This is a genomic window from Marinobacter salexigens, assembly GCF_018860765.1.
Taxonomy (GTDB): Bacteria; Pseudomonadota; Gammaproteobacteria; order Pseudomonadales; family Oleiphilaceae; genus Marinobacter; species Marinobacter salexigens_A.
This window is the reverse complement of the sequence record NZ_JAHKPV010000021.1, coordinates 67,214-83,135: the sequence shown is the minus strand read 5'-3', so window position 1 is coordinate 83,135 and position 15,922 is coordinate 67,214. Positions and strand designations below refer to the sequence as shown.

The following is a 15,922-nucleotide window of genomic DNA, read 5'->3' as shown; positions in this document are numbered from 1 at the left end:
CTTGCCAGATGCAGCTGTATATTTGAACAGTGTTATTGTTGGCGTGGATCACAGAAGTCAAATGATTACGTAGTAGAACGATGAAAACTGGGCTAAGCTTTTGTTTTATGGGTTTTTGATTGGTGCACCCGGATTCGGAAAGTCCGTAATCATGCAGCGGTCAAATTTCTGCAATCACTGAGGCATCAGTCTAATTGCTGTTTGGGCAGACCTTAGTTGAGTGCAATAGACCCGAAGACTCAAAGACCCAAGATCTCAATAATTTAGACAATAATAGCTGTATATTCAACCAGTGTTTTTATATTTGAGATCTGAACCACGAAACCAAATAAGGAAGATCGTTGTTGAACGCTTTTTTAGCTACCCTCAGAGACCCGCTGGTGCGCGTCAAGACGTAGCTTGAAAGCGACACCAGCGGGTCTCTGAGGGCACGCCATTCATCAGCGATCGCGTTGCCTTTTTGGTGCCATTCGCACCTTCTCAGTACGTCTTTGGCTCTTGGCCTAAAGCCACGTCGCATGCCCAAGAGTTCAGAGTGGCCTGAGAGGAAGCTGGTTCCTGATACCTTTGCAAGACTGGGCAGCCAAACAAAGTCGCTACACAAGACACTCGCGTTGCGAGCGCTCGTGAGCTCCAAACGTTATAGCTCAAGTAGAGCACCTCGAGAGTAGAAGGTATTATGGAAGATATAGAACTAGACTTTGGTGCCATTACCATTGATAACGCGACTTTTAAGGGGGAAGGCTACAGGTTTTATGAGGGTTTGCTTGCTCAAATGCGGCAATTTAAAGAAAGCCCCGTTCAAGTATTGCAAACCGATATAGTTCACAATGAAGCCATTAAACATATTGGGCAAGATGTATCCAGAACTCGTTCTTCTGTTGAGCAGGCGCTAAGATCGGCAAACAAGCAGTTAAAGATAAAGTCTGCTGCTATTGATAACGCAAGAGAATTGCTTTCAGTTGAGGGAAGTGAGGCTGAAATTGCAGAGGCTAGACTGGAGAAATATTACGAATATATCGGCGCTGATAAAATTGATTCTGGGGAATATGCTGACCTACCTAAGTTAATGGAAATGTACTTTGCTACAGAAGCGCCTTTTGAGACAGGCAAAGACAAAAAGAATGAATTTCCAGACGCAATTGCATTGCTAGCCCTTGAGGGGTGGGCAGAAGAAAATGATGTGAATATCATTGCTGTCAGTCAAGATAAGGGGTGGAAAAATTACGCCGAAGAATCGGCTAGGATTACATTGGTATCATCATTAGCAGAAGCGTTAGAGAAATTTCAGCCGCACAACAAAGTTGCCAGCATAATTGCCCATATTCGAGAAGACTCTCTGCTTGATGAAGATAACCATGTACTTGATGAAATTGAGCAGGCCATTATCAATAGCATTGATGGTTACGATGTATGGGTTGAAGCAAGTTCATATATGCACTTTGAGTGGGAAGATACTTCTGCCAACTACATTTCACACGAATTTGATAACGATGATAAAGGCTTGGTAAAAGTCAGAGTAGTTAGCATTAATGATGAGGCAATTGTTCTTAAAGTAGGTGCCACTGTTGAGGTTGAGGTTGAAGCTAGCTTTGATTTCTCAGTGAGAGACTCTATAGATAAGGACTATGTAGGTATGGGAGGTAATGTTTGTACAACAACAGAGTCCTACCATACTGACATACTATTAACACTTACTGGCGATTTTTCTCAAGACTTTGACGATATTGAAGTTACTGAAATCGAAGTTCTAGAAACAATCGGTCACGCTGATTTTGGTGAAGTTGAGCCAGACTGGAGAAATGAGTACGAAGATGAAGAGCTATAACAAAGCGCTGCTACGGAAAATTTACTCGCTGGCGCTCCTAAATTTCCGCAGAGCGCGGCGTTAACCCTCCAAGCAGTAATCTTGCATAACTCCGTCAATGACGTATATTGGTCGTCATGTTTACCATAATAGAAACCCCTACATTCGAAGCAGACGCCAGAAAGATTTGGACCGAGGATGAGCGAAGTGCCTTCTTCGCCTGGTTGGCAGCCAATCCGGATATTGGCGACCCAATTCCTGGCAGCGGCGGGTGTAGAAAGGTTCGATGGTCGGTAGCGGGTTCAGGGAAGCGTGGTGGGGTGCGAGTCATTTACTTCACCAGGTTGGCTAATGGTGAGATCTGGTTATTGGTGATCTACAAAAAGGCCGTTAAGGAAAACATACCCGCGCATATCCTGAAGTCGATTCGTGAGGTATTGGAAAATGAGTAACGAGACCCTGAGTGCAGAAGAACTTGGCAACAAGCTGCTCCAATCCGTCAAAGAAATGAACGCGGGGAAAGTGGCGCGAATCAGTCGTGTTGAACCTAATGAGGTTGTCGAGGCCCGCGGAAAAACTGGCCTGACCCAGATAGAATTTGCTGAGGTGCTACATATTTCTCCACGCACCCTGCAGGAATGGGAGCAAGGTCGACGCAAGCCCTCCGGGCCGGCAAAGGCGCTCATCGAGATTGCTTTCCGCCATCCAGAAGTCATCCGGGAAGACCTTGAACTCAGGGGTTAACAAACGGCTGTTGTCGGACGTGCCTGCGCTGGCGCTCCGGCACGCCGCAAAGCCGGGTGTTTTGCAAGGCGTTCGTCTTGACGTACGTACCTAAAGGCGTACACTTGGTTAAAAGTTAAACACGTAAAAGGTGCGTTATGACGGGAATCACAGCAACTGAAGCGCGCAGCAACCTTTATCGGTTAATCGACGAGACCGCCGAGTCCCACCAACCAATCATCATCATGGGTAAACGAAACAGAGCCGTCTTGGTGTCCGAAGAAGATTGGTCGGCAATTCAGGAAACACTGTACCTATTGTCCGTACCGGGCATGCGGGAGTCTATTCGTGAGGGGATGGAGACCCCCGTAGATGGATGCGATGAGGAGCTGGACTGGTGACATGGAAGTTGGTTTATACCAAGCAAGCCCAGAAAGATGCAAAGAAGTTGGCCTCCAGCGGCCTCAAGCCAAAAGCCCAGGAACTATTGGCGCTGATAGCAGAAGACCCATACCGCAAGCCGCCTCCATTTGAGAAGCTCATTGGTGATCTTGCGGAGGCCTATTCACGCCGCATCAATATTCAGCATCGTCTGGTCTACCAAGTGCTCGATGACGAGCGAGTAGTGAAAGTTCTCAGGCTCTGGAGCCACTACGAATAATGCATAACCAGCCGCTGTTGCCGAACAATTTTCCCACCGCTGCGCGGCTCCAAAATTGTCGCAAAGCTCCGCGTTATAAAGCAGGAGAGAGTGCGTAATAATGATCGCCAGGGAATGGAAATGTCGAGTGCCTGAAGCACACAATAAAGGTTTCACGGACTATCTGTACGAAACCGGCATCAAGGATTCGTACGCCACGCCAGGCTTCCTAGGTGCTCAGATTTTCCGTCGGTCTTTGACGGCCAAAATTGAGCTTACCCTCATCACGTACTGGGACAACCTGGAATCGATCAAGGCGTTCGCTGGCGATGATATTTCGCAGGCTCGTTTGTACCCGGAAGACGGGGCTTATGAGCTTGAGCCCGACCTTTCAGTCCAGCACTATGAGGTTATCGAGCATCAAATTGCACCTGAGCTGAGAGGGTGAATGGGGGCTCTTGCTTTACAACAAGTTGTTGTAGTCCGTTCTTTCGTGGCTGGGAAGGCTTACGCTGCACTTCAACCGCCCCAAAGCTCTGCACTAAATGGCACGTACAGTGTTAGAGCCAATCTATAATAAGGAAGAGATATGAAGAGTTTTATAATTGCTGCCTTTTTAGTGGCTATGAGTGGTCATTCGCTTGCGAGCAGTGTCTGTGATAAAGCATCAAAGGAGTTCGATAAAGCTGTAGAGGTTTATAAAAAGGAGGGTGGTACAGCTTTCATGAAGCGCGTGCTGAAAAATGGCCCCTTAGAAAGTGACATGAAGTCTCTAAGTCAGGCGCAAGTGTTAGGGCAAATCGAGCAATTTTTCGGCCCCATTGAAACGGCTACTGTATTGAGCACAAAAGAGCTAGGTTCAAAGTCGTGCTACATCATTGGAATACTTGAGTATAAAAACGGTCCCGCGTTTGCTGTCGCTAACTATTATAGTGGCTCAAAGGGAGTTGGCGCGACATCGTTGTTTTTCCAAACCGAGCCAGAGCAAATACTACCGAAGCAATTTCTTGTTCAGTAACGCATCTAGCAAGTCTGCTGCACTTGCTAGCGCTCAGTGGCTACTCGGCCAATGCCGCATAAGCGTGATTGTCGCATGATGCGTTCCTTACACAGAGGCGGTAACTGCTATCCGCCCATCCATAGTTGACATAACCAGCAGGCTAATCGCCTGAGTTTAAAAAACCCGGGGTCTCATTTGTTCGACGTTGCACTTCTATCCGTGCCCATTATGGCAGCCGTGGTAGGTTGGTTTACCAATTGGCTGGCTATACAGATGTCTTTCTACCCGGTTCAGTTCATAGGCATCGGCGCTGTTGGCTGGCAAGGGGTGATCCCCCGTAAATCGGAAAAGATGGCCCATATCTGCATCGATAGAACACTCCGTCACTTTGGAGACCTCAACGCCGTTTACCAAAAGCTAGAGCCTCAGCGCATCGTAGAGCAAGTCATTTCTCAAGTGACGCCTCGATTGGATGAGTACATTGATGAGGTGATGTACGAAATCCAACCGGTGCTTTGGGATAATCTGCCCTTATTTTTGCGCAGACGAATTTATCAGTGGGCAAGGGAGCAACTGCCTGCTCGGATTGAGGGTCTGGTTGATGATTTTGGCGATGATCTTGACGAGCTGGTTGATCTGAAAGCACTACTAAGCCGAGAGTTGCAACAGCACCCCGATCTTATGAATCGTATATTCAAGCAAGCGGGTTCTGTTGAACTTAGGTCCGTTATTAATCGCGGGGCAATCATCGGCGGAATTCTCGGGTGTGCCCTTGCGCCAGCATGGTCGGCTTATCCTGTGCCTTGGGTCTTGCCAATTGGCGGTTTCGGGGTCGGTTTCATTACCAATTGGCTTGCGATAAATCTGATTTTTGCGCCGCTGAAGCCCCGCCGTTTCTTCTTCTGGAAAGTTCAGGGGTTGTTTTTACGACGCCAGCCAGAAATCAGTGAAATCTGGGCGAAATTGGTGGCAGAAGAACTGATCACTGTGGAAAAGGTGGCCGATGCTATGATAAACGGCAGCCGAGGCGATCGAACCCGGGCGATCATACAGAAGCACCTGAGGCCATTGCTAGATAACTCTTTGTTGATGAAGCTCAGCGCTCAGGTAACCGTGGGGATGAGTGGCTACACCGAGCTAAAGAAAGCCATGAATCAACAGGCACTTCTGGCGACTCAAGATGTATTCAGCGACCCTTCCTTTAACAAGGAGCGAGCGCCAGTTGTTGCTAATGTGTTGGCTGGGCAAATGAAAGCGCTACAGCCCGAAGAGTTTCAGGACATACTCCGCCCCGCATTTCGGGAGGAGGAAATACAGCTCATGTTTGTAGGTGGCTTATTCGGGGCGATGGCGGGAGCTATTCAGGTTTTTGCTCTAACGTATCTTTCGTTTTAGCTGCTCCATATTTACAAGAAGGAGGGTGCGTCTATGCCAGCTTGGGCACTGCTTGTTTTGCAGTTTATTGTTACGGCTGCTGCTGTATTGGCGGTTTTGACGGGTTTCTGGGCGCTCGTTATTCGGCCATATCTAGATCGGAAAGTAGCGGAGCTGGTCGCTGTCTCCGAAGAGATCGAGCCTCGGGTGGCGCGCGGCGTAAAAGCGGGCGTCGCCGATAGCTTGCGAGAGCTGCCAGAAAACGCTTGGGACGGCACAGTGAAAGAATCTACCCGGCAATTCCTCAAGTTTGGTTCGGGTATCTTCGAGAATGGGCTTAGCAGCTTGCTTGGCAGTGCTGCCGATCTGGAACGGCGTAGGCAGCAGGAGCGTGGGCCAACCGCGAACAGTGAAGAGGTAATGCCAAAGTAACTGTGTGGGTAGTGACCAGCAACCCCTTTTTAAAAGATGGAATCTTCACAAGCAGTTTGTCGGCCGGGGTAAGCCAGCTATCCGGCATGCGGTTTTTGCAGGCGTGCCCGGAAACAGCTGCATAAGATAAATGCTGTTGCCCCTTTCGTCGCCTAAAGCCTCTTTGACTGACTTGACGAACAGTCTGTTTGAGGGTGGCGACATTTCATGTTCTTTGTAAAATAACCTCAAAAACTCAATGATTTCCCAGTGTTTTTCGTCTAGCTCTATTCTGTCGTCAGAGGCGATGAGTGTCGCAACATCAGGTGTCCAGTCGTTGGCGTTTTCGAGAAATCCTTCATTATTTCTGGCAGGCATTACAGGGTTTTTCATGGGTTACCAGCTTATTACGTTTTGAGCCCGGGTCGTGAGGTCAACCATGGCTGGAAAGTCGATGAGAGAGGCCTCTCGAGCGCATTGCCCAAGCCCGCGAGCAACTATATCCGATGCTAGAGCATAAACGGGTACATCTGATTCTGAGGCACTCTGGGCCGCGAGGGCGAGTACTGCGCTTTCGATGAGAAGCAAAGCGTCTCCGGGCTGCAACGCATCCCGGCATGCCTTTGAGCGAGGGTGTTCGGGTGTTTTGTTGAGGATGTGAAGAGTGTGAATGTCAGTCATAACGCTCGGCTCTGCCATGTTCGGGTATTGATTAGCCTGCAAAGGCCGTGTGGGAGTGTTGGCGTATTAATTCAGAGCTGTTTTCAGCCAGCACGACACCGTCCACCATGTTTTCAGGCCCGAGTCCGTATTGTGTGCAGGCGCGCGCGCATGCGTACATTGCTTCGACGCCGAAAATCGGCGCCGCTGAAAGATTTTTTTCTACGGATTTTTGTTTGATTTCTCTCGTGTCTTGATATGTTCGCAGCCAATTCACGCCAGCACCGGTAAACAGCATGGATACCGGTTGGTCAAATGCCGCAAGAGAAAACGCCATATCCAGCGCTTCACGCCCGGCCCAAGTTCCATAGGGCGGCTGATCAATTACCATCAATGTGCCCATATTCAGCCTCCTGCATGGAAGTAGAGCGTTCGAGACGAGGTCGTGTTGCCCTCAACCCACTCGCCAAGCCCAGCAATTATGAATGGCTCTAGAAGGTTGCTAGCGGATAACTCATAACGTTTGCGTTCTGATTCGTTTACCAGCCCGCGCCTCAATGCAGATGCAATGCAAGCGACTCCTGGTATGCCATTGTTTGTGAGAAATATCGACCATTCGGTAGGCCAATGGGTTTCATCCGACGGAGGTGTGCAGAGGGACGACGCAAGGTGAACGCCGTCACCATAGAGGAAGACCCGGTCCACCGTGTGGCCTGCTGCAATGGCGGCGCGGGCGAACGACAAGGCCGTTTGCGGAGCCTGCGTAGAGTAGGGCGCGCCAGTGATGACCAAGGTATAACTGTGTATGGGGTTAGCAGCCATGGATGCGATTCTCGCCGGAAATGTAACCAGTGTACCAATAGCAAAAACCCCGGCAAAGGCCGGGGTTTGCGTATACACTTATCTGCGCTGTGCGCTCCAAACGTTAGTCGCTGGAGAAGGCGCCAATAAGATGCAGCAGGCTAACAAACAGGTTGTAGATGTTCAGGTACAAGCCAGTAGTCGCCATGATGTAGTTGGTTTCACCACCGTTAACGATACGGCTGGTGTCGTACAGGATGAAACCTGACATTAGGAATACAATGGCTGCGCTCAGAGCCAGACTGAAGGCTGTAACTTCAACACCAAACATTGACGCAACCATGGCGCCCAAGGCTGCGACCACAACCACAACTAGACCGGCAACGAGCATGCCCCGCATGAAGCTGAAGTCTTTCTTTGTGGTCAGCACATAGCCAGACAGTGCAAAAAACACTAGGCCGGTTCCGCCCAGAGCTTGCATGATGATTTGGCTACCATTAGGGAATTGCAGGTAGTGAAACAGAATTGGGCCGAGGGAAAGACCCAAGAGGCCGGTAAACGCAAACACTACTGCAATGCCAGCTGAGCTGTTGGCGGTGCGTGGCAATACAAACCAGATCAGAGCAAGGGCACCCAAACTGCATATAAGGCTTGCGCCTTGGCTCAGACCAATAGACATAGAAACGCTTGCCATGATTGCACTGAAAACCAGTGTCATCGCAAGCAGGGTATAGGTATTACGCAAAACCTTGGTAGCCGAAGCACTGATTGGCGCGGTAGCGGACCCACGGGCAATCATGCCGTTGCGGTTCTGCTGAGCATTAAACTGTCTGTTTTGCATTCTGTTCTCCGATTTAAAGCAGCTTGATTGGTTACGGGCAACAGGCTGATAGCCTACTAAAAGCCAATCACTTGGTATTGCACACTATAGTAATGTCGAATTCTCAACTTTCAATCATTTACGACACGAAAGTGGTCGTCAGATTCCATTAAAGACAGTTAATGTTCAAATTTGCATGGAGTTTCGTTCAGGGCGTTGACAGCACAAGCAATTCCGGTATCATGCACACCGCTGTCGCTTGGCAGCAATGGAAAACCGGTGGGCTGGCAGAGTGGCTTAATGCAGCGGTCTTGAAAACCGCCGTACGTTAGTAGCGTACCCGGGGTTCGAATCCCTGGCCCACCGCCATTTTTTCCAAAGAAGTTACTAGTTTTATCCTTTCTGATCGTCTCTGTAGTCGTACAAATCCTTTTAATTCCCGCTTCGGTACGACATCGCGCTTTCTGCGGCCTTTAAACTTGCCCTAGTCGTCCCCAGCTTATATCTGTAACCCGCCATAGGTCCTAATATTGGGGTAACCGGAGGATGAGTATGTCCCAGAATCAAGCAGGTAACGGCACCAACACCGACTTAGATGATCGCCGTGATCGTAAATTTGCGGTTTCCACTAATCGTGGCAAAGCGAACCACCGGGTCCGTTACGTGGAGACAGGCGGTGCTAACGTGAATATTGATGAGTGCACTTTTTGTGAAGCCATGCCAAACCTTTCTGATGAGGATCGGGAGCAAACAGAGAAGAAGGGCGAGTAATTTCCCCATTAATCGCCCATTTTTTCTACAACTCTCTTTGCGACGACTGTCGCGCCAGCGATAGACATGTGGTCATCGTCAAAATAATAGGCAACGCCGTTCTTCGCCGCATAGCATTGGGTTTCATCACAAAACAGCCGAGTCGGATCAACGATAGCGATTGATTTAGGTATTTCTGAGATCCGTGAACGAACATATTGGTTTCTGTTCAGCCACCACTCCTTTGAAATGCCGGAAAGATCACCATTTGAAACCTGATCTCGTTTTATCAGCCTCTCTATGGGCTCTTTCAATTCTGGAGCCTGCATAACGAGAATGACGTTCTTTCCGTTCTCGTCAAGCGCTTTCAGCACATCCATATATGCCTGCCAAATTTTCTCTATCTCTGGTTTTGAACGATTGCTAGGCAGTGTAGGGAAGGTTGCTTCGTGCCCTCCAAAAAGAGCTTCATTTATTCGATAGGACACGACAACAGTTTCTATTGAATCTTCGTCGATTAAGCGGCCTATAGCGTCGTTCGTCCAGCTTGAGCAGTCTTCGTACCCGTCAATAAGAATTCCGTAGCTCGGAATGCAGTTGGAGAAAGATAAGTGCTTTAAACGTTGCTGTGTCGGCGCCAGTTCTTTAGCCAGTGCATAGGCGAGCTCTACTGTGTGGCTATCGCCAAAAACAGCGACCTTGAGCTCACCCTCAAAATACTCACAGGCGTCGTCATAGCCAAAATAGTCCCGTTTACTAGCGTGGCAATCATCGCGCTTCGGGCTATTAATGGCGGTGTCCAACAAACTCCGTTGATTGGCAGTTAGCAAGCTGCCTTCGAATCCATTTTTGGCGTGGCCGACCAGACCCAGAGAGAGAGGAAAGAATAGAAAAACGGGTGCTATGTAAAGCACCATTTTTTTCGAGACCAAAGCCCTATCTCGAAAAGGTGTTTCAATGAACTTCCAGCTTAGAACCGCCAAACCCATGGATACGGCCGAAAGTATCAGCATGTAGGTTGGGCTTGGGGACTCTTGTGCATGGATCCTTGCGAACGCGAATAGCGGCTGGTGCCACAGATAGGCGCTGTAACTGATTAATCCAATCCCAACGATTACGCGGGTGCTTAAAAGCTTTGCGACCGCCGTGTGTTTGTCTGCGAACAAAATGATTAGTACAACGCCTACAACTGTTGGTAGAGCATATAGGCTAGGGAAGGGCGTGTTTTTATCGTAGAAAAAGATAGTTAGCAAAATAGCGAACAAGCCAATAAAAGACAGTGTGTTATTTTTATTTATGCCAACTTTTTGAACTATAAACGCAGACATAGAGCCTGCTAGAAGTTCCCATGCACGTGTTGGTGCTAAATAAAAATTTGCTGTAGGGCTGTTCCGCCAACTCCATTCACTAAGGGCGAGACTGGCTAAAGAAAGGAAAGCAATCAGCCAAAATACGCGATTCCTTCCGTAACGCCAGGTTAGCAGTAGGAAGATCGGGAAGAGAAAGTAATACTGCTCTTCGACTGCCAGACTCCAGGTGTGTAGCAGAGGTTTCTCTTCGGCCGCCGGGGCAAAATAGTCACTTTCACTCCAAAAAAGAAAATTGGAAGCGAACAAGCTTACTGCGATAAGGCTTTGAGAGAAATCCTCCATCTGGCTAGGGACCATCAAAAACCAAGCAAATGGTAGGCAAGCTAGCATGACGAAGAATAAGACGGGCAAGATTCGCCTTGCTCGCCTCTCATAAAAATTAATCAAACTGAATTTATTTTTCTCGATATCAGAAATGAGTATTGTGGTGATTAAGTAGCCACTGATTACGAAAAATACGTCTACACCAACAAATCCACCACTAAACAGATCGAACCCTGCATGGAATAGAATTACTGGAACAACGGCAAGAGCTCTCAAACCGTCTATTTCGGCGCGATACTTCAATATAAAAACCCTGAATCAAGATGCTTTTTAAGCCTGAGGTCCTTTGTCACTCTTTGGTGAGCCGAATTACTCTAGAGGCCGCGGCCGGGATACACGGCTTGCTTTTGCTCGTCTGCACGTTTTTGGCGAGCTACCAGAGTTTCAGGTTGGTTGTTTGGGGACTGCCAGCCTTGCAGGTTGTCCTCAATCAACTGAACCAACGCATCAATGTGGCCCGGGGTCGCATTCAAGGCAGTTATGTAATTGAAGCCTTCGCCACCAGATTCCATGAAGTATTCGCGGTTCTCTTCATCAATCTCTTCAATGGTTTCCAGACAGTCAGACGAAAAACCTGGGCAAAACACATCTATGGATTTAACGCCCTGCCCGGGCAGAGATTTTAGCGTCTCGTCAGTGTAAGGTTTGAGCCATTCTTCTTTGCCAAAACGAGACTGGAAGGTGGTTAAGTAGTCATCTTTGGCCAATCCCAACCGCTCTGCAAGCAGTCTTGAAGTCTTGTGACACTCACAATGGTAGGGGTCGCCCTTGGTGAGGTACTTTAGCGGAACGCCGTGATAAGAAAGGACCAATTTTTGATTGCGCCCATTATCTGCCCAGTGATTTTCAATATGGCGGGCCATTGCCTCAATGTAGGGCGGGTAATCTGGATAGTGGGAGATAAAACGCAGATCCGGCAGCCAGCGGCGCTTTGAGAAGTCTTTCGCGATGGCATCAAAAGTAGACGCGGATGTTGAAGCAGAATACTGTGGGTAGAGTGGCAGCACTACCAGTTTTCGCACACCTTGTTGTTGCATTTCATCAAGAACCCTCGCAATAGAGGGGTTGCCGTAGCGCATGGCAAAGCCGACAACTACATCAGTGCCGTACTTCTTTTTTAGAGCTTTCTGGATGCCTTCAGTTTGCTTTGCTGTGTGGGTTAGCAGCGGCGAGCCTTCGGGCTGCCAAACGCTGGCATATGCTGCAGCGCTGCGTTTGGGGCGGATTCGCAAGATGACTCCGTGCAATATCAGCCACCACAAAGGACGAGGCAGCTCAACAACTCTGGGGTCGGAGAGAAATTCCCCCAAATAACGCCGTAAAGCTGAAGGGGTGGGTGCATCTGGAGTGCCTAAGTTGGTTACCAGTACACCAATCCGTTCCGGCTGATTATGCCGGAAGTTCTCTGAACCTTTGTATTGCATGTGAAGGTGGATCCTGAGCGTTGATCGTAAGAAACGAGTTACTGATTATTTGCTTGCTGGGCCATGCGTGGAGCAAGCCCGCTGATGTCGTAACCAGCACCGCGGGCCTTGGTGAAAATTTCCTCCGCGGGAGTTGTGCGGGCCGCGTTTAGTGCCCAAAGGACTGTACAACGAGTGCCACTTCTGCAAAAGGCCAATACGGGCTTTTCTGATTCGCGGATCATTGCTCCGAAGCGCTCAACGTCTGCATCTACTATGTTCCCCGACTCAACTGGCATATAAACCCACGCCATGCCGTTCTCAATAGCGGCAGCTTCAATATCCGCCATAGGGGGCTGGCCAAACTCTTCTTGGTCCGGGCGGTTAGCTACCAGCGTTTTGAAACCGAGTTTGGCGGCCTCTGCCACATCTGCATAGGTAATCTGGGGCGTGACGGAAATTGAGTCATCTATTTTTCGGATATCCATGGGGGGTCGTCTCCGGATTCAATAAAAAAACGACGCCATCATCTCATAGCTGATGGCGTCTGTCAGAAGGATACACAGCTAATCCGCTCACTCCTGAGCGGTCGCGCTCCAGCCACTGTTGGACCGGGTCGGGTTTGTGCCAGCCCGTCTACGCTCAATCAATTCGAACACGCCCATGCCGACAATCATGGAGACCACGAAAACAGCGGATTTGAGTTCGCCTGCGCCCAAACCTACCAGCCCGGGCCCGGGGCAAATGCCAGCAATACCCCAGCCCACACCAAATAGTAAGCCACCAATGATCAAGCGCTTGTCTACGTGGGATTGGCTGGGCACTTTCATGCTGAAGCCGAGGAAGGAAAGTGTTCTTTTACGGGCGATGGCGAATGCCACAAGGCCGACAAGGATGGCGCCACCCATCACGAAAGCAAGGGACGGGTCCCAGAGCCCGGCAATATCGAGAAAGCCCAAGACCTTTTCGGGATTCGCCATGCCGGAAACCAGTAGGCCGAAGCCAAACAGCAAGCCAGAAAACAGTGCGGCGATAGCAGATTTCATAGAGTTACACTCCCAGCAGATGGCGGATAATAAACACAGTGGCAAACCCCGCAAACATAAAACTCAGGGTTGCTACTAAAGATCTGGGGGAGAGACGCGACAGCCCGCAAACTCCATGCCCGCTGGTGCAGCCTGAGCCGTAGCGCGTGCCAACGCCTACAATAAGGCCTGCCAAAATGAGGGCGGGGTATCCTGCATTAATTTCAATGGGCGGTAATTGAACGACCAAGGCCCAAAGAGCTGGCGCGCCAATGAGCCCAGCCAGAAAAGCAATTCGCCAGCTGATGTCGCCGGCAGAAGGGGTTAGCAGACCGCCCAAAATGCCGCTTATTCCGGCTATCCTGCCATTTAGCAAAAGAAAACTCGCAGCGGCGATGCCTACAAGCACACCACCGATGAGTGCTGACCAGGGAGTAAAACTACTCCAGGCAATTTCAATCATTCAATCATTCCTCCAGTTAGCCAGTAAGGTATTCGAATTGCTTTTCACGATAAAGAAGCTTCCAGTCTTGCAAACTCCAAAGTTGTTTTTGGAATAAGTATATAAGTAAGGGCAATAATAACAAAAAAAAGCCCGGCGTGAATGCCGGGCAGAGGCGTGCGAGTTTTATCCATGAAAGGCTTCCAGACAAACCGGCGTCAACAGGGACTCCGGTATGGGTAAGTATTGTCTAAATTTCGTACACTTCAAGCATGCACCTATTCGCTTTGAAAACATTTTCGCATATAAATTTCGCCTTTATACTGAAGCCTGTTGTTGTGCGGCTTTCAAGCCGACTGAAATTGCGCTTTAGCTGTAATACAATGGACTTTAACCGCACTTTTCTTCCCGAGGTTGTTGCATGTCTGATGAAAACGACAAGAAACCCGAAAATGATCCGCAGTTGGCAGCAAAGATAAAAGGCTCTGCCCGACAGATTTGGCTTGCTGGCCTTGGCGCTTACACAAAAGCGGAAGAGGACACAGGTCGGTTTTTTGATCGCTTGGTTCAGGAAGGTGAGCAACTGGAGAATAAAACCCGGGGAGTTGTAGAGAAGCAGATGCGCTCCGTGGAAGATCGGGTCGAGGGCGTTCGTGAGCGGGCAACCGGCACCTGGGACAGGCTCGAACACCTATTTGATGAGCGGGTGTCCGGGGCATTACGCCGTCTCGGTATTCATCGTCGGGAAGATATCGAAGCGCTTGAGCAAAGAATAAATGCGTTGGAAGCAGAACTTTCGGCGCTCAGGGACAGCAGCAATAGAGATGAAGAAGAGTAAGTGCTTAGAAGGTCTAAGGGGCTAAAAGAGCGGTTAAGAGGTTTACTACAGCAAATAATCCCGGCTAATCAGTTTTGCTTGTTCCTGAACGTCCGGGGCGAAATAGGGCAACATAAGGTTCATCATCTGATAGACGCCCCGGCCAGGATCGACAGACTCCCTGTCGTCAAGGTGGGAGAGCGTATCGTATGCGCTCCAATAACACGCAGTCAGGGTTAATTGTTCACACAACGATTCTAGTTCTTCCTGATCAGCGCTCATCATGTTTTGGCTCCGCAGGCTTTCGCAGATACCCCGGAAAGCCTCCGTTTTCTTCTTCAAAATCCGTTTGAAACGCAGTTGCAAGCGCTCGTATCTGGATAAAACGTTCACCAGATCCTGATACAAAAACCGGTATCTTGCCACGGCCTCGAACAGTAAATGCAAAAAGAAGCTTTGTTGGTCTAGACTGATATCAACATCATCCGGCACCGCAAGCAAATCCAGCATTTCCGCTTCAAAAGCTGCAAACAGCTCCTCGACAATGTCACCTTTGCTCTTAAAGTGGTAATACAGATTGCCGGGGCTTATATCCAACTCATCTGAGATCAGCAACGTTGTTACATTTGGCTCGCCCAGACTGTTGAACAGCGAGAGGCTGGTGTTGAGTATACGGTCCCGGGTTTTTACTTTTGTCATGGGGCGCCCGATCAGTTCTCAGAGTTCAAAGGTCGCCCATACCGGGCAATGATCGGATGGACGCTCCATCGCGCGGAAATCGTAAGACACGCCCGCTTCCTTTGCTTTGGGCAGCAGCCCATCGCTGGCCATGATGAGGTCAATGCGCAGGCCACGCTTGGGCTCACGCTCAAAGCCTTTGCTGCGGTAATCAAACCAACTGAATGTTTGCGCCTCATCGGGGTGTAGGTGGCGGAACACATCGGTATAGCCGCGAGCCTCAACTCGGCCCAACCATTCCCTTTCTTCCGGAAGAAATGAGCATTTGCCGGTGCGTAACCAGCGCTTGGCGTTGTCCGGACCTATGCCAATGTCTTTATCAGTGGGTGAAATGTTCATGTCCCCCATGATTACCACGTGGCCATCCCGTTCGTTTAGTTCGTCGAGATACGCCATGAGGTCTGCATAGAACTTTTCTTTTGCTGGAAATTTAACAGGATGGCTGCGGCTCTCGCCTTGGGGAAAGTAACCGTTAAGAACCGTAAGCTTTTTGCCATTGATGGTGAACTGGCCGGTAATCATACGGCGCTGTGCGTCGTCTTCGTCTCCGGGGTAGCCCTTTAAAACCTTATCCGGCTCCATGCGGGAGAGCAGTGCAACACCATAGTGAGTTTTCTGACCGTGAAAATGTACGTGGTAGCCCAGTTCACGAATGGCCTCAACTGGAAACTCTTCGTCTCGTACCTTAGTTTCCTGAAGGCCGATGAAATCTGGGTTATGGCTTTCGATCAGCGCTTCAAGCTGGTGTAGGCGGGTACGTATACTGTTGACGTTAAAAGACACAAACATCATGGCTAAACATTCTCCGGCGTTGGTT

At 49.4% G+C, this 15,922-nt stretch carries 24 protein-coding genes and 1 tRNA gene; 12 read left to right on the top strand and 13 right to left on the bottom strand.

Annotated features, from left to right (window positions below; translation table 11 throughout):
- Positions 1–679 precede the first annotated feature (679 nt).
- The 9 genes from KO508_RS14110 (at position 680) to KO508_RS14070 (ending at position 5,976) form a co-directional block, all read left to right on the top strand.
- Entirely contained in the window at positions 680–1,828 is a 1,149-nt protein-coding gene (locus KO508_RS14110; RefSeq protein WP_216008959.1) for a PIN domain-containing protein, read from the top strand.
- A 116-nt stretch (positions 1,829–1,944) separates the two neighbouring features.
- Complete coding sequence (locus tag KO508_RS14105) at positions 1,945–2,259, top strand: transcriptional regulator (protein ID WP_216008958.1); 315 nt, start codon at positions 1,945–1,947, stop codon at positions 2,257–2,259.
- Positions 2,252–2,551 (top strand): helix-turn-helix domain-containing protein, encoded by a 300-nt coding sequence (locus KO508_RS14100; protein ID WP_216008957.1) that lies wholly within the window; start codon positions 2,252–2,254, stop codon positions 2,549–2,551. The genes KO508_RS14105 and KO508_RS14100 overlap by 8 nt, the downstream gene beginning before the upstream one ends.
- A gap of 137 nt (positions 2,552–2,688) precedes the next feature.
- Positions 2,689–2,931 carry a type II toxin-antitoxin system Phd/YefM family antitoxin gene (locus KO508_RS14095; protein WP_216008956.1) on the top strand — a complete coding sequence of 81 codons (243 nt, stop codon included), beginning with the start codon at positions 2,689–2,691 and terminating at the stop codon, positions 2,929–2,931.
- On the top strand, positions 2,928–3,191 hold the full coding sequence (locus KO508_RS14090) for a Txe/YoeB family addiction module toxin (protein WP_216008955.1): 264 nt from the start codon (positions 2,928–2,930) through the stop codon (positions 3,189–3,191). The genes KO508_RS14095 and KO508_RS14090 overlap by 4 nt, the downstream gene beginning before the upstream one ends.
- A 127-nt stretch (positions 3,192–3,318) precedes the next feature.
- Positions 3,319–3,618, top strand: coding sequence for an antibiotic biosynthesis monooxygenase family protein (locus tag KO508_RS14085; RefSeq protein ID WP_354668036.1), 300 nt, complete (start codon positions 3,319–3,321; stop codon positions 3,616–3,618).
- A 141-nt stretch (positions 3,619–3,759) separates the two neighbouring features.
- The gene (locus tag KO508_RS14080; RefSeq protein WP_216008953.1) at positions 3,760–4,188 is read left to right on the top strand and encodes a hypothetical protein; all 429 of its coding nucleotides are present in this window, start codon (positions 3,760–3,762) and stop codon (positions 4,186–4,188) included.
- A gap of 177 nt (positions 4,189–4,365) precedes the next feature.
- Complete coding sequence (locus tag KO508_RS14075; protein WP_216008952.1) at positions 4,366–5,565, top strand: DUF445 domain-containing protein; 1,200 nt, start codon at positions 4,366–4,368, stop codon at positions 5,563–5,565.
- A 33-nt stretch (positions 5,566–5,598) separates the two neighbouring features.
- Entirely contained in the window at positions 5,599–5,976 is a 378-nt protein-coding gene (locus KO508_RS14070) for a hypothetical protein (protein WP_216008951.1), read from the top strand.
- Between the two features lie 45 nt (positions 5,977–6,021).
- Here KO508_RS14070 and KO508_RS14065 read toward each other — a convergent pair whose 3' ends face one another.
- The 5 genes from KO508_RS14065 to KO508_RS14045 all read right to left on the bottom strand — a co-directional run bounded on the left by KO508_RS14065 (position 6,022) and on the right by KO508_RS14045 (position 8,257).
- Entirely contained in the window at positions 6,022–6,348 is a 327-nt protein-coding gene (locus tag KO508_RS14065; protein ID WP_216008950.1) for a TusE/DsrC/DsvC family sulfur relay protein, read from the bottom strand.
- Between the two features lie 3 nt (positions 6,349–6,351).
- Positions 6,352–6,636, bottom strand: coding sequence for a sulfurtransferase complex subunit TusB (gene tusB, locus KO508_RS14060; protein ID WP_216008949.1), 285 nt, complete (start codon positions 6,634–6,636; stop codon positions 6,352–6,354).
- 31 nt (positions 6,637–6,667) lie between these two features.
- The gene (locus KO508_RS14055; RefSeq protein ID WP_216008948.1) at positions 6,668–7,018 is read right to left on the bottom strand and encodes a DsrE family protein; all 351 of its coding nucleotides are present in this window, start codon (positions 7,016–7,018) and stop codon (positions 6,668–6,670) included.
- Between the two features lie 2 nt (positions 7,019–7,020).
- Positions 7,021–7,437 carry a sulfurtransferase complex subunit TusD gene (tusD, locus tag KO508_RS14050; RefSeq protein WP_216009766.1) on the bottom strand — a complete coding sequence of 139 codons (417 nt, stop codon included), beginning with the start codon at positions 7,435–7,437 and terminating at the stop codon, positions 7,021–7,023.
- Positions 7,438–7,540: 103 nt separating this feature from the next.
- The gene (locus KO508_RS14045; RefSeq protein WP_216008947.1) at positions 7,541–8,257 is read right to left on the bottom strand and encodes a Bax inhibitor-1/YccA family protein; all 717 of its coding nucleotides are present in this window, start codon (positions 8,255–8,257) and stop codon (positions 7,541–7,543) included.
- Between the two features lie 257 nt (positions 8,258–8,514).
- On the opposite strand from KO508_RS14045, the gene KO508_RS14040 reads away from it, so the two are divergent.
- Positions 8,515–8,605 (top strand) — tRNA-Ser (locus tag KO508_RS14040).
- A 183-nt stretch (positions 8,606–8,788) separates the two neighbouring features.
- Complete coding sequence (locus tag KO508_RS14035) at positions 8,789–9,007, top strand: hypothetical protein (protein WP_216008946.1); 219 nt, start codon at positions 8,789–8,791, stop codon at positions 9,005–9,007.
- An 8-nt stretch (positions 9,008–9,015) separates the two neighbouring features.
- Here KO508_RS14035 and KO508_RS14030 read toward each other — a convergent pair whose 3' ends face one another.
- The 6 genes from KO508_RS14030 to KO508_RS18985 all read right to left on the bottom strand — a co-directional run bounded on the left by KO508_RS14030 (position 9,016) and on the right by KO508_RS18985 (position 13,744).
- Entirely contained in the window at positions 9,016–10,923 is a 1,908-nt protein-coding gene (locus tag KO508_RS14030; protein WP_216008945.1) for an acyltransferase family protein, read from the bottom strand.
- Positions 10,924–10,994: 71 nt separating this feature from the next.
- Complete coding sequence (gene hemH / locus KO508_RS14025; RefSeq protein WP_216008944.1) at positions 10,995–12,104, bottom strand: ferrochelatase; 1,110 nt, start codon at positions 12,102–12,104, stop codon at positions 10,995–10,997.
- Between the two features lie 38 nt (positions 12,105–12,142).
- Positions 12,143–12,571 (bottom strand): TIGR01244 family sulfur transferase, encoded by a 429-nt coding sequence (locus tag KO508_RS14020; protein ID WP_216008943.1) that lies wholly within the window; start codon positions 12,569–12,571, stop codon positions 12,143–12,145.
- Positions 12,572–12,658: 87 nt separating this feature from the next.
- Entirely contained in the window at positions 12,659–13,129 is a 471-nt protein-coding gene (locus KO508_RS14015; RefSeq protein ID WP_216008942.1) for a YeeE/YedE family protein, read from the bottom strand.
- Between the two features lie 4 nt (positions 13,130–13,133).
- Complete coding sequence (locus KO508_RS14010; RefSeq protein ID WP_216008941.1) at positions 13,134–13,571, bottom strand: YeeE/YedE family protein; 438 nt, start codon at positions 13,569–13,571, stop codon at positions 13,134–13,136.
- A gap of 44 nt (positions 13,572–13,615) precedes the next feature.
- Positions 13,616–13,744 carry a hypothetical protein gene (locus tag KO508_RS18985; protein ID WP_289851857.1) on the bottom strand — a complete coding sequence of 43 codons (129 nt, stop codon included), beginning with the start codon at positions 13,742–13,744 and terminating at the stop codon, positions 13,616–13,618.
- A 227-nt stretch (positions 13,745–13,971) separates the two neighbouring features.
- Here KO508_RS18985 and KO508_RS14005 point away from each other — a divergent pair, with 227 nt between their 5' ends.
- Positions 13,972–14,388, top strand: a complete 417-nt coding sequence (locus tag KO508_RS14005) for a phasin family protein (protein ID WP_216008940.1) — start codon at positions 13,972–13,974, stop codon at positions 14,386–14,388.
- 45 nt (positions 14,389–14,433) lie between these two features.
- Here KO508_RS14005 and KO508_RS14000 read toward each other — a convergent pair whose 3' ends face one another.
- Both KO508_RS14000 and xthA read right to left on the bottom strand, forming a co-directional pair.
- Complete coding sequence (locus tag KO508_RS14000; protein WP_216008939.1) at positions 14,434–15,066, bottom strand: TetR/AcrR family transcriptional regulator; 633 nt, start codon at positions 15,064–15,066, stop codon at positions 14,434–14,436.
- Between the two features lie 18 nt (positions 15,067–15,084).
- Positions 15,085–15,897 carry an exodeoxyribonuclease III gene (xthA, locus tag KO508_RS13995; RefSeq protein ID WP_216008938.1) on the bottom strand — a complete coding sequence of 271 codons (813 nt, stop codon included), beginning with the start codon at positions 15,895–15,897 and terminating at the stop codon, positions 15,085–15,087.
- Between the last annotated feature and the right edge of the window lie 25 nt (positions 15,898–15,922).